This window comes from Deinococcus maricopensis DSM 21211 (assembly GCF_000186385.1).
Taxonomy (GTDB): domain Bacteria; phylum Deinococcota; class Deinococci; order Deinococcales; family Deinococcaceae; genus Deinococcus_B; species Deinococcus_B maricopensis.
Genome location: NC_014958.1, coordinates 2,433,257 through 2,456,301, shown reverse-complemented (window position 1 = coordinate 2,456,301; position 23,045 = coordinate 2,433,257). Strand labels below are relative to the sequence as shown.

The following is a 23,045-nucleotide window of genomic DNA, read 5'->3' as shown; positions in this document are numbered from 1 at the left end:
CCAACCGCAAGGCGCGCACCCCATTGGGGTGCGCGCCTTGCATTCCGCTTTACTCGAACAGCGTGCTGACGCTCTCGCCCGTGTGGATGTTGCTGATCGCCCGCGCGAACAGCGGCGCGACGTCCAGCACCGACAGCTTCCCGTCTGTGCCGTCCACCTTCTCCTGCGGGACCAGCACGGTGTTCGTGCTCGCCACCTCCACGGCGTCCAGTTCGCGGATGCGCTGCACGGCCGGGCCGGTGTACACGCCGTGCGTGACGGCCACGTATACTTCCAGCGCGCCCATGCGCTTCGCGAAGTTCACGGCCTCCACGAGACTGCCGGCCGTGCTGATCTCATCGTCGACGATGAACACGCGCTTACCCTGCACGTCGCCGATCAGCGCGCGCGGGTCGACGGCAGTGTCCGATACGCGCTGCTTGTCGATGAACGCCAGGCCGCAGTTCAGGCGGTGCGAGATGGCCGCCGCGCGCTTGATGCTGCCTGCATCCGGCGCGAGCACGACGCCCTGGTCCGCATCGGGCACGCGGGCGCGCAGGTGGTCGGCGATGACGACGTCGGAGGACAGGTGATCGACGGGCACCTTGAAGAACCCGTGCACCTGGGGGCTGTGCAGCGTCATGGTGAGCACGCGGTCCGCGCCGGCCGCCTGAATCAGGTCCGCGACGAGGCGACCGGCGATGCTGATGCGCGGCGCGTCCTTCTTGTCGCTGCGGGCGTAGCTGTAGTAGGGGATGACGGCGGTGACGCGCCCGGCCGACGCGCTCTTGGCCGCGTCGATCATCAGGAGGAGTTCCATGATGGCGTCACTGACCGGCGTGGACAGGGACTGCACGATGAAGACGTCCCCTTCGCGCAGCGACTCGCTGTACTGGACAATCATGTTGTCGTTCGTGAACTTCTGCGTTTCACTGCGGCCGAGCGGGATGTTCAGGTGCTGGCAGATCTTCTCGGCGAGCGCGGTGTTGCTCTGCCCGGAGAAAACCATGAGGGGACCACGATTCGTTTGCACAGGGAACCTCTGGCGGGGAAGGGAACGGTGGAAGTAAGCGATCGGGGAGCGCGGCGCACGCGCCGCTACCCTGGGCAGCATACCGTTTACGGCGTGAGGAACACCCCGCGAGTGTCCCGGGCGTGTCAGGCCGGTCGTCACCGCGTGGGGGACGCGCCCCGCGTCTGCTTGCCCGGCGCCCTGGGAATGCAAGCAGGGCCGCCGCCACAATTGGGCGTGCAGCGCCTGCGGAACCCTGGGCTCGCTGCGTGTTCAAGGAGTGAGAAAGCGTGCGTATTCCCCTGCTGATTCTGATGCTGAGCGTGGCGACCGCCGCGCAGGCCGCTGCCGTTCCATTCGAGACGTTGTTTCGGGGTGCGCGGGTCCTCACGCGCGCCGCCGATGCGGGCGAAGGGTACGGCGCGTACGAGTACCGCCTCCCCGGCGGCCGCGCCTTCACCGTGAACTACACCCTGGGCCTCACTCTGCAGGGGCCGCCGCGCCTGCGCCGCGTGGCCTTCGACGTGCAGCAGGGCGATCCGCGGGTGCCTGCCCTCACGTCTCCGCAGCTCAACACTGCCGCGCGCGTCATCGCGGACACTGCCCTGAAGTGCTTCAACCTCCTGCCGAGCCGCCGCGCCGGCCTGATCGCGTGGGTGCAGCAGGTGAACGCCCGCGACGCCTCGAACGACGAGCAGACCTTCGGCCCGATGAAGCTCACGTTCGAGCGGCAGCAGAGTTCCGGCCTGGGGTACTACGTCTCCACGTACACCCTGAGCCGCGCCAGCACGCCCGGCACCGCCCCCTGGACCGGGTACTGCACCTTTTGAGCCCCCACGCCGCTGACCGCGCAGGAGCACTCGCATGAGCATCCGTTGGGGCCTCGCCCTCGCCGCCTGCTGGAGCAGTGCCCAGGCCTGCCTGCCTCCACTTCCGCCCATCGCGAGCGCCCGCGCGGCCCTGCGGGACACGCCGCACACCACGCGGCCCTGCGGCGCGGCGCGCACGCCCGACGTCACCCTCACCTGCCTGACGTACCCCGTGCCGCCCGCGCGACTCGCGCAGTGGTACGCGTGGTCCACGCAAACGTCCGCAAGCGCCGCGCAGGGCACCTGGACAGTCCGGCTCGCCGCGGATCAGACCGTCACGATCCGCGCGGCGCCGGGCGGCAGCGCCGCCACCCTGCGTGACGTGCACACCGCCCGCGAAACGCTCAGGGCGAACCTGAAGGCGGCCCTGGAACGCGCTGGCCAAAACCGGGCGGGCACGCCCCTCACCTGCGCGGCGCTGGGCCTGCCCCAGAAGACCCCCGCGTACACGCTCAACCGCTGCGTCGTCACCTGGCCTGCAGGGGCTGCGGCGACCACGACTGGCCTGCCCACCTACCCGCCGGATGAGCGCACGCCGTCGCTCCACTTCACGCTCACGCGCAGCGCCGACCCCACCCTGCGCGTCGGCGCCACGTACACCTTCGAGCGTCAATCCATGCAGGCGCGCCTCGCTGACTGCGTCGGGGATCAGTACGAGCGCCTGCGCGAGGACTGAACGCGGCAGGGGGCGCGGTCAGCCGCGCCCCCTGCCGTGACCCCTCAGGGCCGGGTTACTCGCCGCGGATGGCCTTCCCGATCTTCTCGAAGAAGCCCTCGCGGTGCTCCGGCACGTCGTCCCCGACGGCGCGGGCGTACGCGCGCAGCGCCTCGCGCGCCTCGGCGCTGAGCTGCGCCGCTTTCGGCACGGCAATCTCGAACACGACCACCAGGTCGCCAGTGCCGACACCCTGCAGGCGCGGCAGGCCCAGGCCACGCAGGCGCGTCATCTCGCCGTGCGCCGTGCCCGGCTTCACGTCCACGGTGTGCGTGCCGTCCAGCGTCGGCACGTTGATGGTGCCGCCCATCACCGCCGTGGCGTACCCGATGCGCGCCACGTACACGAGGTGCTCCTCCTCGCGGCGCAACTCCGGGTGGCGTTCCATCTCGATGTGGACGTACAGGTCGCCGGGGCCGCCCGGACCCTCGTGGCCCATGCCGGCCACGCGAATGCGGTACCCCTCGTCGATCCCTTTGGGCAGGCGGACCTTCACGCGTTCGCTCTTCAGGGTGCGCCCACGCCCGTGGCAGACGGTGCAGGGTTCCTCGATCTGCACGCCTTCGCCGCGGCAGGTCGGGCACGGCTGCTGCGTCATCATGGTGCCGAGAATGGTGCGCGCCTGCACCTGCACGGCGCCGCTGCCCTTGCAGGTCGGGCAGGCCTTCGGCGGTTTCCCGCCGGGTTCGCTGCGTTCGCCGTGGCAGTGCTCGCAGGTCGTGAAGCGGTCCACCTCGACCTCGATCTCGGCCCCTTCGCGCGCTTGCTGCAGCGTAACGTGCGCCTCGGTTTCCAGGTCGTCGCCGCGCTGCGGACCGCGGCGGCCACCGCCGCGGCCACCGAACAGGCCGCCGCCGAACAGCTGCTCGAACAGGTCCATGGGGTCGACGCCGCCCATGCCGCCGAACGGGTCGCCGCCGGGCATGCCGCCCGCGGGCGCGCTGCCGAAGCGGTCGTAATGCGCGCGTTTCTCAGGGTCGCTCAGGATCGCGTACGCCTCGTTGATCTTGGCGAACTTCTCCTGCGCGCCGTCTTCCTTGTTGCGGTCGGGGTGGTATTTCAGCGCGAGTTTCCGGTACGCGCTCTTGATCTCGTCGGCGCTCGCAGTGCGCGACACGCCGAGCAGCTCGTAAAAATCCATGCTGGGGGGCCTCCGGTTGCGGGCGCGTCGCGCGCCGTCACACCCACCAGCTTAACACGAGGGCACTCAAGAGAAGTGAGGCACCCTGCACACCCTCAGCGGCGATCCACCCCCGCCACCTCAGCCGGTCGTGACGCCCACAACGCCACCAACCCCCGCAACGTCAACGTATCGTCGTACACGTCAATTTCACGGCAGATGCGCTCCACCGTCCGCGAGAACCCCCCCGTCGCCACCGCCAGCGCCGGCGCGTCCAGCTCCGCCCGCAGACGCCGCAGCAACCCATCCACCATCTCCGCGTACCCGAACACCAACCCCGACTGCAGCGCGTGCACCGTGTTCTTCCCGAGCGCCGACGCCGGCGCCACCAGGTCAATGCGCGGCAACTTCGCCGCCCGCGCGAACAACGCGTCCGCGCTCACCTGCGCGCCCGTCGCCAGCACCCCCCCCAGGAACCGCCGCCCACGCCCGATCACGTCGAAATTCGTGCTCGTCCCGAAATCCACCACGATCACATACGCGTGCTCCCCCAGGTACCGCTCCGCGCCGAACAGGTTGCACAGGCGGTCCGCGCCGATATTCCCCGGCACGTCCAGCTCCACGCGCACGTCCGGGAGGTTCTCCGCGCTCACCTCGAACACCGGCACGCCGAAATGCCGCTCCAACGCCAGCGCGTAATTCTGACCGACGGGCGGCGCCACACTCGACAGGACCGCCCGGCCCGGCGCCGGCGCCCCCGACAGGCTCAGCAGCCCCCGCACCTGCAGCGCGAGGTCATCAGGAAGCTGATCGCGGTTCGTCCGGACCCGCCAGGTGTGCACGATGTTCAGGTCGCCGTCCGTGAGGCCCAGCACCGTGCTGGTGTTCCCCACGTCAATGACGAGCAGAGGAGACGTCATGCGCGCATTCTAGGGCGGCATCCGCCGCGCCCCACGAACGAGGGCGGGCGGAACGGCACCCAGCCACCTCCGCCCGCCCCGGATGCAGCTTCAGTTGAACTTGCTGAGGTCCGCCGTCACCGCGTACGCGCAGCTCGTGTCGGCCTCGGTGCGCACCAGGAAATCCACCTTGTCGCTGGCGCCCAGACCGGCCTTGAGCGGCTCGAAGTAGTACACGAGCGTCCCGTGCCAGCCGCCCTCCTCCTGCTTCCAGTCGTTGACGTAGCTGGTCTTCACGGGCGCGATCAGCTTCCCGTCCGGGCCTTTGAGGCGCACGAGGTACGCGCTGCGGGCCTTCTCGGACGGCAGGCCGCGCACTTCCATGTCCACGCGCAGCTGCCCGTCCGGCAGGCGCGTCGCGCCGCCCGCAAGGGCGTCCTTGACGCTGAGGTTCTTGAAGCTGTCGCGCGCCTCCTGCGCCTGGAAGAACAGCTGGTCCGCCTGGCCGCTCAGCGTCATGGACGCCAGGCGGCTCCCGCCGCTGAAATCGGCGGGTTTGGCGAGCCAATCCGTGACGCACGCGTCGCCACCGTCGAAAGCGCGCACGACGCCGTCACCGGCCTTGAACTTGCCGTCCTGAACCCCCAGGTCCAGCGTCAGGTACGTGCTCACAGGGTCACGGCGGCCGTACGCGCTGTCAATCACGGCTTTGGTGGTGGTGTCCTCCAGTTTCGGCACCCACGCGAGTGCCGGCGCGGACACGAGAACAGAAAGGGCGGTCAGAAGAAGGGTGTTCCGCATATACATACCTCAGAGGAGAAGGGTGACGTTGATCTGATGAAGGCCGCCCGCGGTCAGGGGAGCACGTACACGAGGCGGCAGGCCTGACCGGCCGAGCGGAACTTCGCGGCGTTCGTGGCGTCCAGCACGGCGTCCGTGATGTAGTCGCTGTTGGGCGCCTGGCGGTTCGGGGCGAGCTTCGCGGCTTTCACGACCGTGACGTTCTTGAAGGCGCTCAGGCCGCCTTCGCCGCGCACGTACGTGTGCATCTCCCCGCGAATGACGAGTTCACTGTCGACGCCTTTGACGAGGGCGGCGTCCGGCCAGACCTGCGCGCCGCCCTCGTCCACGACGAAGCTCGTCATGGCGCGCTGCAGCGTGCCGCTCAGGCCGCGCACGTCCACGGCGACGGTGCACAGCTGCCCGCGCGTCTCCGTGCCGGCGGCCGTGCCGCCCGCGCCGCCGGCAGGACGCCCGGCGGCCGTGCCTGTCCCACTCCCGGGCGTGTTGCCCGTGCCGGTGCCGCCCGGCGTGCGTCCGGGCGTGCCCGGCGTGGGGTTCTCGCCGCTGCCACCTGGGCCCGCCTGTGCGGTGCGCCCGCCGTCGCGGCCGGTGGTGGGTGCACCGGCGTCTGGCGGGCCGCTCGGGGTTGGCGTCCCGCGTGGCGCCGGGGTGGGCGCGGGGGTCGAGGTGCGCCCGGCGGTGGCGGTGCCTTCGCGGGGCGTGGCGGCGGTGGTCGGGCCGTCCGTGGCGTCCGGGGTGCCGCCGGGCCGTGCGGGGGCCTGCGCGCCGCTGCCCGCTTCGCTGGCCGGGGCGGGGTCGGGGCGCGGGGTGGGGCGGGCGCCCGCGGTGGGTTCAGCCGGTGTGGGGCGTTCCGGCGCACTGCGCTCCGGCGCGGTGGGGGCGGGCGCGCTGGCGGTTTCGCCGGGTGTGCGGCTGCGCGCGGGGGCGTCCGCGTCAGGCTGGCCGGCAGGCGTGGCGCTTTGCGCGTCGCGCGTGCGGCCGCTGGCGGTTTCGGGCGCGTTCGGTGTGGCGGCCACCGTCCCGCGCTCGCGGGTGGGCGCTTCCGGCGCGGCTTCGGCTGGGCCGCGGCGGTCAGCGCGGGCGGTGGGCGCCGCTGCAGGGATGCTGGCGGTGGCGCCACCCCGCGTCGGTGCGGGCGCGTCGCCGGGCGTGTCGGCTGTCGCGGCGGTCTGCCCGCGGGCGGGCGCCGCTTCGGCAGGCTCGTCCGCGGGCGTGCGGGCGGCGTCCTCCCGGCGTGGCAGGGCCGTGATGGATTCCGTGGCGGGTTCCGGCTCGCTGATGGGTTCACGCGTCGGGGCGGGCGCCGGTTCGGAGGCCACGTCCGGCGCGGCCGGTTCGGGCGTGTCCGCGACGGAGGTGGGCTCCGGCGGCGCCTCGGGCGTTACGCGCGGCGTTTCCGGCGCGGCGGAACGGGGCGGGGGCGGGCGCGCGTGACGGTGCCGCTGCTGTGGGCGCGGGGGTGGACGCCGGGGCGGCCGGTGCAGTGGCGGTAGGGGTGGACACAACGGGCGCCGGGCTGGGCGTGGCCGTGGGGGCCGGGGGCGTGGGCGCCGGAGTGGGAGCGGGCGTCGGGGTCGGCGGGGTTTCGCGGGGGGTGGTGCGGACCGGCGCGGGGGGGCGCGGCGCGGGTGTCCGCGTGGGCGTGGGCCGCGTCACGGCCGGGCGCGTGGGCGTCACGGGCGTGGGTGCGGGCGTGCTGGTCAAGGGCGTGGGCGTCACGACGGGGTCAGCGAGCGTCACGACTTCCAGCGGCGCGCGCCGAACGTCGGGCGTGGCGCGCGGGGTGCTGCTCGCCGCCGGCAGGGCAGGGGTTGCTGGCCGCCACACCTGCAGCGCCAGCAGGCCCAGGAGCAGCGCGCCGTGCAGCACGGCGGTCGCGCCCAGCGCCCGCGCGCGGTCCGCGCCGTTAAGGTCGGCGGCTGCCGAGCGCAAGACGCTCCCCTCCCGCGCGTTTGATGCTGTCCATCACGCGCACCACGGTGCCGTAGTTGCCGCGTTCGTCGGCGCGCAGGCCCACCAGCCCGCCGGACTCGGCCACGAGCGGCTTGAGCTGGCCTTCCAGGCGGGTGAGCGTGGTGGCTTTGCCGTTCAGGTACACCTTCCCGGCCTCGTCGACGCTCACGACCGGCAGGTCCGGGGTTTCCTTGACGGTCTGGGAGGCGCGCGGCAGGTCGAGGGGCAGCGCGTCCTGCCGCGTGGCGAGGCTGCTGGTCAGCATGAAGAAGATGACGAGCAGCAGCACGATGTCCACCATCGGTGCGAAGTCGAACGTGACGCCCGTGTCGTCACGGAGGCGGCGTCTCACCGGGCCACCTCGGTGGGCACCGCCGCGAAGTCGATGTGCGGCACCTGCGGGACGGGCGCGCTCAGCCACGCAGGGAACACCTCGCGGACGCGTTCGGCGCTCACGGCGATGCGGTCCGCGCGGGCGCGCAGGGCGTTGCGGGCCACGTACGCGAGGATCGCGACGATCAGGCCGCCGGCGGTGTTGACGAGCGCCTCGCTGATGCCGGTGGCGAGTTGCGTGGGGGTGGGCGCGGTCGTCTGGCTGAACACCAGGAAGGAGCGGACCATACCGAACACCGTGCCGAGCAGGCCGAGCAGCGGCGCGATCTGCGCAACGGTGCCGAGCGCGGTGAGGCCCGCGTACAGTCGAGCGTCCTCGGCGAGGACGGCGTCGTTCATGGCGGCCTGCGCGGCCCCCACGCCGCGGTCGGCGCGGGTGAGGCCGGCGCGCAGGACGTTCACGGCGGGCGTGGCTTCGCCGGTGCGGTCGAGTTCCGCGAGGGCGGCGTGCGGGCCGCGTTCGAGCAGGACGGCGTGCGTGCGGGCGAGCGTGGCGCTGGGGTCGCGGCCGAGGCGCGTGAGCAGTTGCGCGCGCAGCACGGCGAGGTACACGACGTACAGCGACAGGGCCGCGAGAATCCACAGGAGGGGCCCGGCCGCCTGAATGAGGGTGAGGGCGTTCATGCGTGCACCTGCGGCGCGGCGGGGAGGAGGGGGTGCGTCATCACCTTCAGCGGTAGCACGCGCGTTCGTGGGGAGCGTGAAGTGAATCTGACGCGGCGGTGAGGGGCGGCCTTTTGCGCGCGTGGGACGCGGGTTTTCCTGTGAGAACGTCGGGCGTTCGGGCCGCCTGGAAATCCCACTTAAGCACTCGACTTTAGGCGTCCTGGCGCGTAAGATGGATAGGCATTTTAGGAATGACTCCTAATAAGGAGCGCCTGATCCCCGGAGGCCACATGAGCGAATACCAACTCGAAATCCGCAACCTGCACGCCAGCGTCGGCGACCAGCCCATCCTCAAAGGCATCAACCTCACCGTGCCCCGCGGCGAACTCCACGCCATCATGGGGCCCAACGGCAACGGCAAGAGCACCCTCGCCAAAGTCATCGTCGGTGACCCCGAATATACCGTCACCGAAGGCGAAGTCCTCGTGGACGGCCAGAACATCCTCGAGATGGAACCCGACGAACGCGCCCGCCTCGGCGTCTTCCTCGCCTTCCAGTACCCCGTCGAGATCCCCGGCGTCACCATCGCGAACTTCCTGCGTCTGGCCATGCAGGCCCGCAAGGCCGAAGGCGAAGAAGTCAGCTTCACCGAGTTCTACGGCAAGCTGCAAAGCGCCCTCAAGGTCCTCGAATGGGACGAGAGCATCGTCGAACGCTACCTCAACGAAGGCTTCAGCGGCGGCGAGAAGAAGCGCAACGAAATCCTCCAGATGCTGATGCTGGACCCCAACTACATCATCATGGACGAGACCGACAGCGGCCTCGACGTCGACGCCCTCAAGATCGTCGCCAAAGGCGTCAACAGCCTGCGCGGCGCGAACCTCGGCGGCCTCATCATCACCCACTACCAGCGTCTCCTCGACTACATTGTCCCCGACAAGGTCCACATCATCGTCGGCGGTAAAGTCGTCCAGACCGGCGGGCCCGAACTCGCGCGCAAGCTCGACACCGAAGGCTACGACTGGGTCAAGGAACTCGCGCGGGCCTGAGCGGGCCATGGTCGCGCTCTTCATCGCCACGCCGGACCCCGCCGAAGCCACCGACATGGACGGCCGCGCCCTGAGCGAGCACCTGAGCGCCCTCGACGCGCTCGCCCGCACAGTCGGCGTCACCCCACTCAGCGACCTCGTCGGCACCGACGTCATCCACGAGTACGGCCTCGAAGACGACCTCCACCTTCCCGCCTCCGCACCGCACGGCACCACCTGGCACCCCGCCGAAGAGGGCCTCCGCACCATCCGGGCGCTGCAGCGGCACGCCCACACCCTCCCGGAAAGCGTCCAGGCGGACCTGCACGACGCCGAACGCGTCCTCGTGCGCCTCGCAGAGCGCGACCAGCCCTTCACCCTCGCCTACGACCTGTAACGGAGTACCCTCATGACGAACCCTGAAGTTGCCAACATCAACGCTCAGTACGAATACGGCTGGAGCAACCCCGAGAAGTACGCCATCAAGGCGCCCAAGGGCCTTAGCCGCGAAGTCGTCGAGATGATCAGCAAAGCCAAAGAGGAACCCCAGTGGATGCTGGACTTCCGCCTCAAGGCGCTCGACATCTTCTACAGCAAGCGCATGCCGGAATGGGGCGCGGATCTCTCGGGCCTGAACCTCGACGAGATCTACTACTACATTAAGCCCGAAGGCTACAACGCCCGCTCCTGGGACGATGTGCCCGAGGACGTCAAGCTGACCTTCGAACGCCTCGGTATTCCCGAAGCGGAACGCGCCGCCCTCGCCGGCGTCGGCGCGCAGTACGAATCCGAGATGGTCTACCACAACCTCAAAGAGGAGTGGGAGAAGCTCGGCGTGGTGTTCCTCAGCATCGAGGACGGCCTGCGCCAGTACCCGGAGCTGTTCCGCGAGCACTTCGCGACCGTCGTGCCGCCCGAAGACAACAAGTTCGCGGCCATCAACAGCGCCGTGTGGTCCGGCGGCAGCTTCGTGTACGTCCCGAAGGGCGTCAAGGTCGACATCCCCCTGCAGACGTACTTCCGCATCAACGCCGAATCGAGCGGCCAGTTCGAGCGCACGCTGATCATCGTCGATGAGGGCGCGCAGGCGCACTACATCGAAGGCTGCACCGCGCCCGCGTACAACAGCGACAGCTTCCACAGCGGCGTCATCGAGATCATCGTGAAGCCCGGCGCGCGCTTCCGCTACAGCACCATCCAGAACTGGAGCCACAACGTCTACAACCTTGTCACGCAGCGCGCCGCCGTGTACGGCAACGGCGTGATGGAATGGGTGGACGGCAACCTCGGCAGCAAGGTCACCATGAAGTACCCCGCCTGCTACCTCCTTGAGGAAGGTGCGCGCGGCGAGGTCCTCAGCATCGCCATGGCGGGCCGCGGCCAGCACCAGGACGCCGGCGCCAAGATCGTGCACTTCGCGCCGCACACCAGCGGCACCATCGTCAGCAAGTCGATCAGTAAGGACTCCGGACGCAGCAGCTACCGCGGCCTCGTGAAGATCTACGAAGGCGCGCGTGGCAGCAAGACCAACGTCGAATGCGACGCGCTCCTGCTCGACGAGGAAGCCCGCACCGACACGTACCCGTACATCGAGATCGAGGAGAAGGACGCCTCGGTGGGTCACGAAGCGACCGTGTCCAAGATCAACGACGAGCAGATCCTGTACCTCCAGAGCCGCGGCCTCAGCGAGGACGAAGCGGCCGGCCTGATCGTGCGCGGCTTCATTGAGCCCATCGCGAAGGAACTCCCGCTGGAGTACGCCGTGGAACTGAACCGCCTGATCGAACTCGAAATGGAAGGCTCCGTCGGCTGACGACGGACCAGGCTGAGGGCACCCCCAGGGGCGCACCTCAGCCGCCTTGCTGGGCCTGCGCCGCAAGGCCGCCCTGGCCGCCGCCCCGACTGAACGCACCCGGAGTACACATGACCCAAGCGCTGATCAATGACACCCTGATTTCCGGCAGCCCCGAGTGGCTCGCCGCGAAACGCCAGGAGAGCCTGAAGCTCTTCAATGACCTGAACACCCCCACCGAGAACGTCGAAGCCTGGAAGTACACGCAGGTGGACGTGGACTTCGGCGCGCTCCGCCCGCACGGCAAACGCGACCGCGTGAGCGGCGTCGAGGCGCTGCCCGAGCGCGTCCAGAAGCGTCTCCGCAGCACCGACGTGGGCGGCTACCTCGTGTTCGACGGCCCGGACGTCGTCTACAGCACCGACCTGCCCGCCGACGTGGCCGCGAAGGGCGTGATCTTCACGGACCTCAAGACCGCTGTGGAGCAGCACGCCGACAAGGTCCAGCAGTACCTGTACAGCGTCGTGCCCGCCGAAGTGCCGGACGACACCACCATCGCCGCGCCCGGCACGACGCCCAGCAAGAGCCCTGACCCCAGCGAAGGCAAATTCAGCGCGCTGAACGCCGCGCTGTGGACGAACGGCGCGTTCGTGTACGTGCCCCGCGGCGTCGAAGTGGAACTGCCGCTCGGGTCGTTCCGTGTGATGAGCGAGGCCGGCACGTACACCGCCACCCGCACGCTCGTCGTCGCCGAGGAGAACGCGCAGGTCACCTTCATTGACGAGCAGGACAGCGACGAACTGCCCGGCACGTACGCGTTCGGCGCCGTCGAGCTCGTCGTGAAGGCCGGCGCGCGCGTCCGCTACGTCAGCGTGCAGAACTGGGGCAAGGGCGTCACGCACATCCAGCGTCAGCGCGGCGACGTGGACCGCGACGCCACCCTCAACAGCCTGGTCGTCACCATGGGCGGCACGCTCAGCCGCACCGAAATGCAGTCCTACCTGCGCGGCCAGGGCAGCGACAGCGAAATGCTCGCGCTGTACTTCGCGAACGAGGACCAGCACTTTGACCACTACACCCTGCAGCACCACGCCGCGCCGCACGCGCACAGCGACCTGCTGTACAAGGGCGTGGGCGACAACCAGGCGGTCGGCGTGTTCAGCGGCATGATCAAGGTGGACCTGGGCGCGCAGAAGACCGACGCGTACCAGAAGCACCGCACCCTGATGCTCAGCAGCGAGGCGCGGAACTTCAGCGTCCCGCAGCTCGAGATCAACGCGAACGACGTGCGCTGCTCGCACGGCAGCACCACCGGCCCCGTGAACGCCGAGCAGCTGTTCTTCCTGCGTTCGCGCGGCATCAGCAAGGAGCAGGCGGAAAAGATGCTCGTGACGGCGTTCCTGGAGGACGTCCTGAGCCGCGTGCCGCTCAAGAGCGTCGTGAAGTACATCGAAGGCATCATCGCGGAGAAGGTCGGCGCGAACTGAGCCTTGCCCCAGCAGGGGAGACTCGCCGCGAATGGCGAGCCTCCCCTGCGTTTGGCCCTCGACAGCGCGGCGGCCACGCGCACGCGTGGGCAGGGCGCTTCAAGTCCTTATTCGGTGTCCGCCCAGGGCAGGCCGCTGACCGGGTCGAGGTCCGGGGTGGGTACGGCCTGAATGCGTGCGCGGGCCTCGTGCAGATCGAGGTCGCCCGGGCGGCAGGTGTCCCACTCCAGGCCGTGCGCGTACGCGCCCACGACCAGGAAGTCCTCGCTGCTGCCGTCGTTCTTGTGGCCGGTGCCGGCCGGCAGGACGATGACGTCACCGGCGCGCACGGTGACGCTCGTGCCGCGTTCCCCGCCGAGCGTGAGGGTCGCTTCGCCGCGCGCGACGCCCAGCACCTCGTGGGCGGTCGTGTGGAAGTGGTCGTACGGGTGTACGCCGTCCTGCCAGCTGTTCGTCCAGCCGTGCCCGGCGAAGTGCTGCGCCTGCGCGTTCGCGTCGGCGGGCAGCGCAGCGCGGTACACGCGTGCGGGGATGGGGTTGTTGGGGGTGCGTTCGTCGTCGGGGAAAGCGAAACGTTCCGTGGCCATACGCCAGCGTAAATGGGCGGCCCGACGGGGCCGCCCATTCCTGAAGGGTGTCTTTACTGCGCGGTGATGCCGCTGACCGACTGGATCCAGCTGAGGTAGCCGTTCACGCGGGTGTAGACGCCGTAGCCGCGGCACTCGGTGGGGCCGTAGCTGACGATCCCGAGGACGTAGAACTTGCTGTTGTACGTCTGGGCGAGCGGGCCGCCGCTGTCGCCGTTGCAGGAGTCCTTGCCGCTGGCGTACTTGCCGCAGATGGTGTTGCCGGGGCGGCTGCCGCAGTCGCCGCTGGTGGGGCTGATGGGAATGCTCACCTCGCGGAGTTTGTCGCTGGCGCTGCCGCTCTCGGTAATGCCCCAACCGCTCACGACGGCGTACTTGCCGTCCACGTCGAGGACGCTTTCGACGCTGTTGCTGGGCAGCGCGGCAGGCTTGGCGGCGCTGGTGGTGACGGCGCTGCTGAGGCGCAGCAGGGCGATGTCGTAGCTGTCGGCGCTGCTGCGGTAGTTCGGGTGGACGTAGATCTGCGCGACGTTCAGCTTCTGCCCTTCGGTGCTGTTGCTGAGGGTGTACACGCCGGCGCGGACGATGCGGCTGCTGGCGCTCGCGCCGTACACGCAGTGCGCGGCGGTCATGACCCAGTTGCTGCCGATCAGGGTGCCGCCGCAGTACGCGCTGTTCGGGCGGGTGCTGGGCAGAACGGCCACCTGGTACGGGCGGCTGCCGTAGGCGCTGACGGTGCCGTACACGATCTGCTGATCGACGCCCTTGGCGGGCGTGGCGGCGACCGGCGCGTCGGTGGACGTGGGCACCACGGCCGTCTGGTTACAAGCACTCAGGATGGCGACCATCGAAATGGCCGCTGCGGACAACATACGTTTCAGCATCATTTCCCTCCCCAGGTTGTGATGTGCTGGAAAACGTAACACGGCTCTTCCGAGGGTGTCATGTGGACTGAGCTTAATGTCTAGACTAATTTTCAGGGGCGTGCAATCTGAAACGCTTCAGGTACACTGCCCCCATGACATGGCGCTGGGGCATCTTCGGCGCCGCGCGAATCGCCCGGGCCCTCGTGCCCGCCATTCGCGCGGCAGGCGGTCAGGTACACATGATCGGCGCGCGCGACCCTCATCGCGCCCGCGCCTTCGCCGACGAGCACGGTATTCCCCTGGCCGGCACCTACGACGACCTGCTCCAGGAACCCACCCTCGACGCCGTCTACGTCCCCCTTCCCAACGACGCGCACCTCCCCTGGGCCACCCGCGCCCTCCAGGCCGGTAAGCACGCCCTCGTCGAAAAACCACTCACCCTCGACGCGCACCAGGCCAGACAACTCGCAGACACCGCCCAGAGCACCGACCGCCTGTGCCTCGAAGCCTTCGCGTACCGCTTCACCCCGCACATCGAGGAAACCCTGCGCCTGGTGCACGCCGGTGAACTCGGCGACGTCCGCGCCGTGCACGGCGCGTTCGGCTTCCCCCTTGACCGCCCCGACGACTTCCGCTGGGACCCCACCAAGGGCGGCGGCGCCCTCTACGACGTCGGCTGCTACCCCGTGAACGTTACCCGCCTGCTGCTCGGCGAGCCCTCCAGCGTCACCGCGCAGGCCCGCCTCACCGAGCGCGGCGTAGACGTCGGCCTCAGCGGCGTCCTCACCTACCCGGACGCGCTCGCCACCATCAGCTGCGGCTTCGACTGGGCCGGCCCCACCCAGGCGCTGCACGTCACCGGTACGCACGGCACCCTCACCCTCACCGATGCGTACGACAGCAACCCCGGTCGCCCCGTCACGCTCACCGTCAACGGCGAGGTGCGCAACCTCCCCGCCGAGAACGGCTACACCCGCATGGTGCAGCACTTCCAGGCCGCCGGACGCGGCGAAACGCCCCTGCGGTACACCCCGCAGGACGCCGTCGCGCAGGCCCGCGTGCTCGACGCCCTCCTGCACAGCGTCCGCACCAGCACCCCTGTCCGCCTCAGCCCGGACGCCTGAGCGCCCCGGCACGCACTACACTCACGCCATGAGTGAACGCGTGCTGGTCGGCCCCACCACAGACCTGCCCGAAGGCAGCCAGACCGAAATCAAGGTGGACGGCGTGAGCGTCGTCGTCGTGCACCACGAGGGCGCGTACTACGCCCTGCGCAACAACTGCACCCACAAGGACTACCCGCTGCTCGGCGGCGACGTCAGCCTGGGCCGCATCACCTGCGAGAAACACGGCGCGAAATTCGAACTCGCCACCGGCAAGCCCCGTACCCTGCCTGCCGTGAAACCCGTCCGCATCTACCGCACCGAGGTGGACGGCGATCAGGTATACGTCCACCCGCTCTGAGGCGCCCGCTGCACCCCCCGAACGTGTAAGGAACTCGAAAGGGCGTCTCATGTACACTGCCCGCGACGCAAGGAAACACGTCGCCCACGCGGGCACCAAGGTGACGTGCGGAGCCAGTGGTGCGACCGGCAGACCTACAGGAGGACCCGTGTCGCGTCGCGCTTACCTGCTATCCACCCTCACCCTGCTGAGCCTCACCCCCCCGCTGAGCGCCCAGAGCATCCAGCCCTCCAGCGCCTGCGGCTACTACACCGGCAAGGACGGCATCGGCACGCTCAGCGGCGTCCTGAACACCTACTACCCCGGCATCGGCACCGCCAGCGCTGGCGGGACCACCCTCACGGTCGGCAGCGGCGCGGGTGCAAACACCGCCACCCCCCTCAAGGTCGGCGACCTGATCCTCATCGTCCAGATGCAGGACGGCACCATCAACAACACCAACACGACCACCAGCACCACCCGGACGTACGGGGACGGCAGCACCGGCCAGGGCGTCACCGCCTGGGGCAGCGCCGGCCTGTACGAGTACGCCACCGTCACCGCCGTGAACACCGGCACCCTCACCATCAAGGGCGCCGGGACGAACAGCGGCCTCGTCAACACCTACACGAACGTGGGCGCGGCCCGGTTCCAGGTGATCCGCGTGCCCAGCTACTCCTCCGCGACGCTCTCGGCCACCGTCACCGCGCTCCCCTGGAACGGCAGCGTCGGCGGCATCGTGGCCCTCGACGTCAGCGGGAAATTGCAGCTGAACGCCGGCATCGACGTGAGCGGACGCGGCTTCCGGGGCGGCGGCTTCCGCACTGCCAGCGGCGCCGCGAGCGGCGCGACGTCCTTCGATTACGTGACGCCCTCCACCACCCTCGCGCACGGCGTGAAAGGCGAAGGCAGCATCGGCACGCCCGCCTACGTGTACGGCCTGAACGCCACCAGCACCACCCCCAGCGTCAGCACAGCCACCACCACCTACCCCTCGGGCGGCGACGCCGCGCGTGGCGCGCCCGGCACCGCCGGCGGCGGCGGTAACGACTACAACCCCACCGCGAACGACCAGAACAGCGGCGGCGGCGGCGGCGGCAACGGCGGGCGCGGCGGCCTCGGCGGCAACTCGTGGAACAGTAACCAGCCGGTCGGCGGCCTCGGCGGCGTCGCCGTGCCCACCGGTCGCCTCCTGCTGGGCGGCGGCGGCGGGGCCGGCACCCGCAACAACACGTCCGTGAGCGCCGGGGCCAGCAGCGGCGGGGCGGGCGGCGGCGCGGTGTTCGTCCGTGCCGGCACCCTCAGCGGCACCGCCACCATCACCGCGAACGGCACCACCCCGCCCGCCCCCGAGAACGACGGCGGTGGCGGCGGCGGCGCGGGCGGCAGCGTCCTGCTGTATGCGGGCAGCTCCACCGCGGCCCTCACCATCAACGCGAACGGCGCGAACGGCGCGGACGCCTGGCCGACCAAAGCGCCCGCCACCACCGGCGCCACCGCCGACGCGCACGGTCCCGGTGGCGGCGGCGGCGGCGGCGTCATTTACGCCAACACCGGCACCCGAAGTGCCACGTTCGGCACGTACGGCACCACCCTCACCTCCAAACTGCAGTTCGGCGCGCAGCCCGGCGCGGTCGGCACCATCAACACCATCACCACCGCCGGCATCAAGGGCCTTCCGTTCGGCGCGGACTGCGGGAACGCCGCCACCCCCACCATCCAGAAGGCCGTCACGAACCTCACGCGCAGCGGCGCGGGCGCCCTGCCCGGCGACCGCCTGCGCTACACCATCACCTACGGAAACGGCACGGCCCGCTCCTTCACGAACTTTGCCCTCACCGACACCCTCGACGCACGCCTCACCCCGCAGCTCGCGCAGCTCACCTGCCCGGACACCACGACCCGCGCCGTGACCGCCGTGCAGACCTACAACCTGGACGTCGTGCAGACCTGCAACATGACGGCGCTCACGCCCGGCCAGCAGGGGCAGCTGATCATCGAGGTCACCCTCAAGTAACTCCAGCCGCCGTGAAGGAGGGGGACAGCGTGCCGTCCCCCTCCTTCACGGCGGCCCTTACTCCGCGGTGTCCGCGTTGCGGTCGCCGTTCACGGACGTCGGCAGGCCGTCCGCGACCGGTGCCGGCGCGCCTTCCAGCTCATCGCGCAGGCTGACGTCCTCCTCGGGCTCCATGCTGCGCGGCCCCGTATCGCTGCTCACGCCCGCCTGATCCGCCGGGCCGGGCACGCCACTCGGGGTGGTGCTGGTCGCGCTGCTCTGCACGCCCCCCATCGTGTCGTCCACGTCGACGTTCGTGTCCGCGCCCAGGCCGTTCGTGTAGTCCGTCATGCGCTCACCGGTCCCCACCGCGGCGCGTCTGGTCGTCCACGCGCGCAGCATTCGGCAGGTCCGCCGGGAGGTCCTCGCGCTGCTCACCCACGTGCGCGGGGCCACGCTCGCTCGGCGGCACGTACGCAGGGTTCTGATCCACCGCGCCCAGCACCGGCGACGCCTGCGTGACCGCCACCGGGTTGAAGCCCAGGTTCACGCCGGGCTGCAGGGCATCGAGGGTGTCCGTGCTGATGCCACTGACCGTCTCGCTCCCGGCGTAATCCGGGTCCTGCAGGTGCCGCTCGGCAGCGTACGGGTCGCGCGTGACCGCGGGATGGTCCGTGCCCTTGAAACTGCGGGCGAGCGTCTCCTGCGGGTCCGGGTCCTGCGGCATCGGCTCGCCCGGGCCGGTCTCGTCCCGCGCGCCGTTCTCGTCTTTGGCGGGGGTCGTCGTGTAGTGGCGCTGCGCGTCGTCTTTCGGGTCCTGGGGCGCGTCGTACGTCCCGCGCGGCGTTTCCGCCACGAGGTCCTGCTGCGCGTGCGCCTGATCCGTGTGTTTGTTCGATTCGTTCATGCCGGGCCTCCTCGGATGCGCTCAGTGTCGCGCGCGGCCGTGCGCGCCCGCTGAGTGACGCCCGCAGCGCCCTTCAGAGACCGTTCGCCGTTTCTTTACGGCGTCAGGGCAGCAGCTCACGCAGCGCCGGGTCCGACCAGTCCCGCGCGAACACCGCCGCGCTGTCCCCGTCGTCCGTGCGGGCCGCCGGGTCCGCGCCGCGCGCCAGCAGCGCCCGCACGAGGTCCGCGTGGCCGTTCTGCGCCGCGCCCATCAGCGGCGTGAACCCGCCATGCTGCCGCGCGTTCACGTCCGCGCCCGCGTCCAGCAGCAGCGCCGCGAGGTCCGCGTGCCGACCCGCCACCGCTGAATGCAGCGGCGTGACCTGCAAGCCGTTGCGGCTGGCGACGTTCACGTCCGCGCCGCGCGCGATAAGCGCGCGCGCGACCTCCACCTGCCCGAAGAACGCCGCGAGGCCGAGCAGCGTGAACCCGTCTGCGCTGAACGCCGCCACCAGACGCGGATCGGCGTCCAGCAGCGGCTGCAGCACCTCCGCATGCCCGGTGGCGGCCGCCTCGAACGCCGTGAGCGGCGCGCCCCGCTCGATCAGGAGCTGCGCGAGCGCCGGCTGACGGTAATACGTGGCGAACAGGACAGGGGAGAGGCCACTGGGACTCGTGGCCGTCAGGAGCGCCGGGTCGGCGTCCAGGTGCGCCGCGACCCGCTCCGCATTCCCGGTGTGTAGCGCCGCAAAAAACGCCTCGTGGGACATGCCCTCATGCTACGACGCGACCCCGCCCACTTCGCCGCCGCGCAGGGCCATCACGGTGTCGTGATTCGCCTCACCCCACGCGAGCATCGCCAGAACCACCGCCCGCAGGCTCTCCCCGAGGGGCGTCAGGCGGTAATCCACGCGCGGCGGCACCTGCGGGTACGCTGTCCGCTCCACCAGCCCGTCCGCTTCCAGCTCCCGCAGCTGCAACGTCAGCATCCGCTGCGTCACACCGGGGATCAGGCGTCGCAACTGCCCGAACCGCACCGGCCCGCGCAACAGGTGATACAAAATGACGCACTTCCACCGCCCCGAGATGACCTCCAGCGTCACCTCCACCGGACAGCCGGGCGCGCAGTTCAGCGCGCGCGGCGGCTTCATGACGAACGCCTCATAGGCACAATTCTGTCACTACGGATCAACACTGTGCGTACTTGAGTTCGCAAAGCGCTGTGCGCATACTGCCCGCATGAACGCCGTCGGCTTCACGCACCACCTGCCCATCAGCGACCCCAGCAGCCTCCAGGACGTCCAGCTGCCCGACCCCGTCCCCACCGGACGTGACCTGCTGGTGCGCGTGCACGCCACCGCCCTGAACCCCGTGGACACCAAAGTCCGCGCGCCCAAGCCCGGCAACCTGGAACACCACCCGCCCAAGGTGATCGGCTGGGACGCGAGCGGCGTCGTCGAAGCGGTCGGGCCGGACGTCACGCTATTCCAGGTGGGCGACGAGGTGTACTACGCAGGCGACCTCAACCGCCCCGGCAGCAACGCCGAACTTCAACTCGTGGACGAACGCATCGTCGGCCGCAAACCCACCACCCTCACGCACGCGCAGGCCGCCGCCCTCCCCCTGACCGCCATCACCGCCTGGGAAGGCCTGTACGACCGCCTGCACCTCCGCCCGGACGGCCAGGACGCCGGCAAGACCCTGCTGGTCATCGGCGGCGCCGGCGGCGTCCCCAGCGTCGCCATTCAGCTCGCGCGGCACGCCGGCCTCACGGTCATCGCCACCGCGTCCCGCCCGGAATCCGCCGCGTGGGTCCGCGACCTCGGCGCGCACCACGTCATCGACCACACCGGCGACATCCCCGCGCAGCTGCGCGACCTCGGCATCGACAGCGTCCACCACGTGTACTGCACGTACGGCACCGAACAGCACTGGAACGCCATGGTGCAGGTGCTCCGCCCGGGCGGCAGCATCGTCGCCATCGACACCGCCACCGACGTGAACCTCAACGCCCTGAAGGCCAAGAGCCTTACGTTCGCGTGGGAGCTGATGTTCACGCGCCCCGCCCTCCAGACGGACGACATGATCGAGCAGCACCACCTGCTGAACCGCGTCGCGGACCTCGTGGACGCCGGGCACGTCCGCACCACCCTCCGTGAGACGCTGCGGCCCATCAACGCCGCGAACCTCCGCGCCGCGCACGAACGCCTCGAAACGCGCGGCGTGATCGGCAAGATCGTCCTTGAGGGCTGGGAGGACTGAACAAGGTTGCGGCAAAGGCGGGGTCATGCGGCGCCCGCCTTTGCCGGGCCGGTCAGTACGGCCCGGGAATATTCGGGCCGACGTGCGGGCCGCTGCCGCGCGGCCCCTCACCCAGATCCTGCACCGCGCGGCTCAGGTGCGCCTGCTGCCGCGCGAACACCGCGCCGACCACCCCAACCACGCCCAGAACCATCAGAAACGCCCCGATCATGCCTCGGCCCCTTCATTGGGCCGCACGCGTGAACTGCTGGGTGGCCTGAAGGCTGAAGCGCTCCACGGTTCGCGCGACCCCGCCGCCACCACCAGAAAGTCGTCGCGGCCTCCTCCCCACAGGGTACGAAGCCGCGACGAAGGGAGTGGCTGCGAATCAGGCGCCGACGGGTTCCGCCGTGCCGGGCACCTCAGGGGCGGGTTCAGACGTCGGCACCACGCGTTCCGTCACGTTCAGGCCCACGCCGCGCGCCCACCCCAGGAACGCGTCGTACCCGCGCGCGAACATCAATGGACGCTTCTCGCGCTTCCCGAGCTTCCGGCGGCCCTCCACCTTGAACTCCGGCACGAGCGCCCAGTTCGTGTTCATCGGCTGGTAGTTCTTCGGGTTCGCCGTCGCGAGGTACCGAGTGAGGCCGCCCAGCATGCTCTCCTGCGGCGGGCACACCGGCTCGAGGCCCTGCGCGAGCCGCGCCGCGTTCAGGCCCGCCAGCCACCCCGTCGCTGCCGACTCCAGGTACCCCTCGGTGCCCGCGAGGACGCCCGCCACGAGCTTCTCCGGGTCCGCGCGCAGCTGCATCGTCTCCGTGAGCACCTCCGGCGCGTTCAGGTACGTGTTGCGGTGCATCACGCCGTACCGCACGATCTCCGCATTCTCCAGGCCCGGAATGAGCTGCACGACGGCTTTCTGGTCGCCCCACTTCAGGCCCGTCTGGAAGCCCACCAGCGACCACATGCGCCCCTCGGCGTCCTCCTGGCGAAGCTGCACGACCGCGTACGGCCAGCGGCCCGTGCGCGGGTCCGTCAGGCCACGCGGCTTCATGGGGCCGAAGCGGGGCGTGTCCGGGCCGCGCCGCGCGATCTCCTCAATGGGCATGCACCCCTCGAAGAACTCCAGCTTCTCCCAGTCGTGCGGCGTGTGGCTGCGCGCCTGCTCCAGCGCCGCGTAGAACGCCGCGTACTGCTCCTTGTCCATCGGGCAGTTGATGTAGTCGGCGGGCTGGTCGTAGCGGCCGGCGCGGAACGCGACGTCCATGTTGATGCTGTCGAATGCGATCACCGGCGCGGCCGCGTCGTAGAACGCGAGGCGTTCCGTGCCGGTCGCGCGCGCGATGTCCTCCGCGAGCGCCTCCGACGTGAGCGGCCCCGTCGCGAGCACCGTGACGCCCTCGGGCAGCGCCGTCACTTCCTCGTCGCGCACGGTGATCAGCGGGTGGTTCCGCACGGCCCGCGTCACGTGGTCACTGAAGCCCTCGCGTTCCACCGCGAGCGCCCCGCCTGCCGGGAGGCGCGACGCGTCCGCCGCCGCGATCACCGTGCTGCCCACCGCGCGCATTTCGGCCTGCAGCAGGCCCTTGGCGTTGGTTTCGCCTTCGCCGCCCAGGCTGTTGCTGCACACCAGTTCCGCGAACTTCCCACTGCGGTGCGCGGGCGTCATCTTCACCGGGCGCATCTCGAAGAGCGTCACGGGCACGCCCGCGTTTGCGGCTGCGAGCGCCGCTTCCGAGCCCGCCAGGCCCGCACCAATTACCGTCACAGCCTTCATCACGCGCCACTCTAGCGCCCACGTGCGCCCGGCAATGGGCGTACCCTCACGCGCAGCCCGCTGGCGTACGTCACTTCGCTCATGGTGTCGTGCGCGTCCGCGCGGCACCATGGACAGCGGCGACCCATAACCGCTCGCCCACGAAAGGATCACCTCATGCTGTACGACCGCCTGAAAGCCGACCTGCTCACCGCCCGCAAAGCCCGCGACACCGCGACCGCCACGACCCTCACCACTCTGGTCGGCGCCGTGGAAACCGCTGCGAAAGCGCCCGGCGCGCCTGGCCTCACCGATGAGGTCGCTCTCGGCGTGATCAAGCAGACCCGCAAAGCCCTCGAAGGGACCGTGCAGACATACCGCGAGCGCGGCATCGACACGGCCGAGCAGGATCGGGAGCTCGCGCTGCTCGCGCAGTACCTGCCGACCCTGCTGAGCGAGGATGAACTCCGGGCGGTTATCGAGCAGTTCCGCGCGCAGCACCCCGGCGCGAACATCGCGCAGGTCATGGCGCACCTCAAGGCGGCGCACCCCAACGGGTACGACGGCGCGCTCGCCGCGCGTCTCGCCCGCGCGTAAGCCACGTCAGGGAG

General features: G+C 70.3%; 27 protein-coding genes. 11 read left to right on the top strand and 16 right to left on the bottom strand.

What is annotated here, in order from left to right:
• Window positions 1-49: 49 nt before the first annotated feature.
• Entirely contained in the window at window positions 50-988 is a 939-nt protein-coding gene (locus DEIMA_RS11425) for a ribose-phosphate diphosphokinase (RefSeq protein WP_013557418.1), read from the bottom strand.
• Window positions 989-1,281: 293 nt separating this feature from the next.
• On the opposite strand from DEIMA_RS11425, the gene DEIMA_RS11420 reads away from it, so the two are divergent.
• Window positions 1,282-1,821 (top strand): hypothetical protein, encoded by a 540-nt coding sequence (locus tag DEIMA_RS11420; RefSeq protein WP_013557417.1) that lies wholly within the window; start codon window positions 1,282-1,284, stop codon window positions 1,819-1,821.
• Window positions 1,822-1,855: 34 nt separating this feature from the next.
• Entirely contained in the window at window positions 1,856-2,536 is a 681-nt protein-coding gene (locus tag DEIMA_RS11415; protein ID WP_013557416.1) for a hypothetical protein, read from the top strand.
• A gap of 55 nt (window positions 2,537-2,591) precedes the next feature.
• On the opposite strand, the gene dnaJ is transcribed toward DEIMA_RS11415, so the two are convergent.
• The 7 genes from dnaJ to DEIMA_RS11385 form a co-directional block, all read right to left on the bottom strand.
• Entirely contained in the window at window positions 2,592-3,716 is a 1,125-nt protein-coding gene (gene dnaJ / locus DEIMA_RS11410; protein ID WP_013557415.1) for a molecular chaperone DnaJ, read from the bottom strand.
• A 95-nt stretch (window positions 3,717-3,811) separates the two neighbouring features.
• Complete coding sequence (locus DEIMA_RS11405) at window positions 3,812-4,615, bottom strand: type III pantothenate kinase (RefSeq protein WP_013557414.1); 804 nt, start codon at window positions 4,613-4,615, stop codon at window positions 3,812-3,814.
• 90 nt (window positions 4,616-4,705) lie between these two features.
• Window positions 4,706-5,395, bottom strand: a complete 690-nt coding sequence (locus DEIMA_RS11400) for a hypothetical protein (protein WP_013557413.1) — start codon at window positions 5,393-5,395, stop codon at window positions 4,706-4,708.
• Window positions 5,396-5,448: 53 nt separating this feature from the next.
• Window positions 5,449-6,717, bottom strand: coding sequence for a hypothetical protein (locus DEIMA_RS11395; RefSeq protein WP_013557412.1), 1,269 nt, complete (start codon window positions 6,715-6,717; stop codon window positions 5,449-5,451).
• Window positions 6,683-7,330, bottom strand: coding sequence for a hypothetical protein (locus DEIMA_RS18435; RefSeq protein ID WP_179943986.1), 648 nt, complete (start codon window positions 7,328-7,330; stop codon window positions 6,683-6,685). The genes DEIMA_RS11395 and DEIMA_RS18435 overlap by 35 nt, the downstream gene beginning before the upstream one ends.
• The gene (locus DEIMA_RS11390; RefSeq protein ID WP_013557411.1) at window positions 7,305-7,703 is read right to left on the bottom strand and encodes an ExbD/TolR family protein; all 399 of its coding nucleotides are present in this window, start codon (window positions 7,701-7,703) and stop codon (window positions 7,305-7,307) included. The genes DEIMA_RS18435 and DEIMA_RS11390 overlap by 26 nt, the downstream gene beginning before the upstream one ends.
• Window positions 7,700-8,368: a MotA/TolQ/ExbB proton channel family protein gene (locus tag DEIMA_RS11385; RefSeq protein ID WP_013557410.1), complete on the bottom strand. Its 669-nt coding sequence runs from the start codon at window positions 8,366-8,368 to the stop codon at window positions 7,700-7,702. The genes DEIMA_RS11390 and DEIMA_RS11385 overlap by 4 nt, the downstream gene beginning before the upstream one ends.
• A 272-nt stretch (window positions 8,369-8,640) precedes the next feature.
• Here DEIMA_RS11385 and sufC point away from each other — a divergent pair, with 272 nt between their 5' ends.
• From sufC to sufD, 4 genes are all read left to right on the top strand, one after another.
• Complete coding sequence (gene sufC / locus DEIMA_RS11380) at window positions 8,641-9,399, top strand: Fe-S cluster assembly ATPase SufC (RefSeq protein WP_013557409.1); 759 nt, start codon at window positions 8,641-8,643, stop codon at window positions 9,397-9,399.
• A gap of 7 nt (window positions 9,400-9,406) precedes the next feature.
• Window positions 9,407-9,775, top strand: a complete 369-nt coding sequence (locus DEIMA_RS11375) for a hypothetical protein (protein ID WP_013557408.1) — start codon at window positions 9,407-9,409, stop codon at window positions 9,773-9,775.
• A 12-nt stretch (window positions 9,776-9,787) separates the two neighbouring features.
• Window positions 9,788-11,191 (top strand): Fe-S cluster assembly protein SufB, encoded by a 1,404-nt coding sequence (sufB, locus tag DEIMA_RS11370; protein WP_013557407.1) that lies wholly within the window; start codon window positions 9,788-9,790, stop codon window positions 11,189-11,191.
• Between the two features lie 110 nt (window positions 11,192-11,301).
• Window positions 11,302-12,657: a Fe-S cluster assembly protein SufD gene (sufD, locus tag DEIMA_RS11365; RefSeq protein ID WP_013557406.1), complete on the top strand. Its 1,356-nt coding sequence runs from the start codon at window positions 11,302-11,304 to the stop codon at window positions 12,655-12,657.
• A gap of 107 nt (window positions 12,658-12,764) precedes the next feature.
• Here sufD and DEIMA_RS11360 read toward each other — a convergent pair whose 3' ends face one another.
• Window positions 12,765-13,244 (bottom strand): cupin domain-containing protein, encoded by a 480-nt coding sequence (locus DEIMA_RS11360; protein ID WP_013557405.1) that lies wholly within the window; start codon window positions 13,242-13,244, stop codon window positions 12,765-12,767.
• A 53-nt stretch (window positions 13,245-13,297) separates the two neighbouring features.
• Complete coding sequence (locus tag DEIMA_RS11355; RefSeq protein WP_148234950.1) at window positions 13,298-14,131, bottom strand: S1 family peptidase; 834 nt, start codon at window positions 14,129-14,131, stop codon at window positions 13,298-13,300.
• A gap of 131 nt (window positions 14,132-14,262) precedes the next feature.
• Between DEIMA_RS11355 and DEIMA_RS11350 the strand changes: the two genes are divergently transcribed.
• The 3 genes from DEIMA_RS11350 to DEIMA_RS11340 all read left to right on the top strand — a co-directional run bounded on the left by DEIMA_RS11350 (window position 14,263) and on the right by DEIMA_RS11340 (window position 17,570).
• Complete coding sequence (locus DEIMA_RS11350) at window positions 14,263-15,234, top strand: Gfo/Idh/MocA family protein (protein ID WP_013557403.1); 972 nt, start codon at window positions 14,263-14,265, stop codon at window positions 15,232-15,234.
• Window positions 15,235-15,262: 28 nt separating this feature from the next.
• Window positions 15,263-15,574: a Rieske 2Fe-2S domain-containing protein gene (locus DEIMA_RS11345; protein WP_013557402.1), complete on the top strand. Its 312-nt coding sequence runs from the start codon at window positions 15,263-15,265 to the stop codon at window positions 15,572-15,574.
• Between the two features lie 148 nt (window positions 15,575-15,722).
• Window positions 15,723-17,570, top strand: coding sequence for a hypothetical protein (locus DEIMA_RS11340; RefSeq protein ID WP_013557401.1), 1,848 nt, complete (start codon window positions 15,723-15,725; stop codon window positions 17,568-17,570).
• Window positions 17,571-17,627: 57 nt separating this feature from the next.
• Here DEIMA_RS11340 and DEIMA_RS11335 read toward each other — a convergent pair whose 3' ends face one another.
• The 4 genes from DEIMA_RS11335 to DEIMA_RS11320 all read right to left on the bottom strand — a co-directional run bounded on the left by DEIMA_RS11335 (window position 17,628) and on the right by DEIMA_RS11320 (window position 19,588).
• Complete coding sequence (locus tag DEIMA_RS11335; protein ID WP_148234949.1) at window positions 17,628-17,900, bottom strand: hypothetical protein; 273 nt, start codon at window positions 17,898-17,900, stop codon at window positions 17,628-17,630.
• Window positions 17,901-17,904: 4 nt separating this feature from the next.
• Complete coding sequence (locus DEIMA_RS11330) at window positions 17,905-18,456, bottom strand: hypothetical protein (protein WP_013557399.1); 552 nt, start codon at window positions 18,454-18,456, stop codon at window positions 17,905-17,907.
• 103 nt (window positions 18,457-18,559) lie between these two features.
• Window positions 18,560-19,207 (bottom strand): ankyrin repeat domain-containing protein, encoded by a 648-nt coding sequence (locus DEIMA_RS11325; RefSeq protein ID WP_013557398.1) that lies wholly within the window; start codon window positions 19,205-19,207, stop codon window positions 18,560-18,562.
• 9 nt (window positions 19,208-19,216) lie between these two features.
• Complete coding sequence (locus DEIMA_RS11320; RefSeq protein ID WP_013557397.1) at window positions 19,217-19,588, bottom strand: winged helix-turn-helix transcriptional regulator; 372 nt, start codon at window positions 19,586-19,588, stop codon at window positions 19,217-19,219.
• Window positions 19,589-19,676: 88 nt separating this feature from the next.
• On the opposite strand from DEIMA_RS11320, the gene DEIMA_RS11315 reads away from it, so the two are divergent.
• Window positions 19,677-20,699 (top strand): zinc-binding alcohol dehydrogenase family protein, encoded by a 1,023-nt coding sequence (locus DEIMA_RS11315; RefSeq protein WP_013557396.1) that lies wholly within the window; start codon window positions 19,677-19,679, stop codon window positions 20,697-20,699.
• Between the two features lie 52 nt (window positions 20,700-20,751).
• Here DEIMA_RS11315 and DEIMA_RS18295 read toward each other — a convergent pair whose 3' ends face one another.
• Both DEIMA_RS18295 and trmFO read right to left on the bottom strand, forming a co-directional pair.
• The gene (locus DEIMA_RS18295) at window positions 20,752-20,910 is read right to left on the bottom strand and encodes a hypothetical protein (protein WP_013557395.1); all 159 of its coding nucleotides are present in this window, start codon (window positions 20,908-20,910) and stop codon (window positions 20,752-20,754) included.
• Window positions 20,911-21,066: 156 nt separating this feature from the next.
• Window positions 21,067-22,455, bottom strand: a complete 1,389-nt coding sequence (trmFO, locus tag DEIMA_RS11310; RefSeq protein WP_013557394.1) for a methylenetetrahydrofolate--tRNA-(uracil(54)-C(5))-methyltransferase (FADH(2)-oxidizing) TrmFO — start codon at window positions 22,453-22,455, stop codon at window positions 21,067-21,069.
• A gap of 156 nt (window positions 22,456-22,611) precedes the next feature.
• Here trmFO and DEIMA_RS11305 point away from each other — a divergent pair, with 156 nt between their 5' ends.
• A complete protein-coding gene (locus DEIMA_RS11305) occupies window positions 22,612-23,031 on the top strand; it encodes a GatB/YqeY domain-containing protein (RefSeq protein WP_013557393.1) in 420 nt (139 codons plus the stop codon).
• Window positions 23,032-23,045 lie beyond the last annotated feature (14 nt).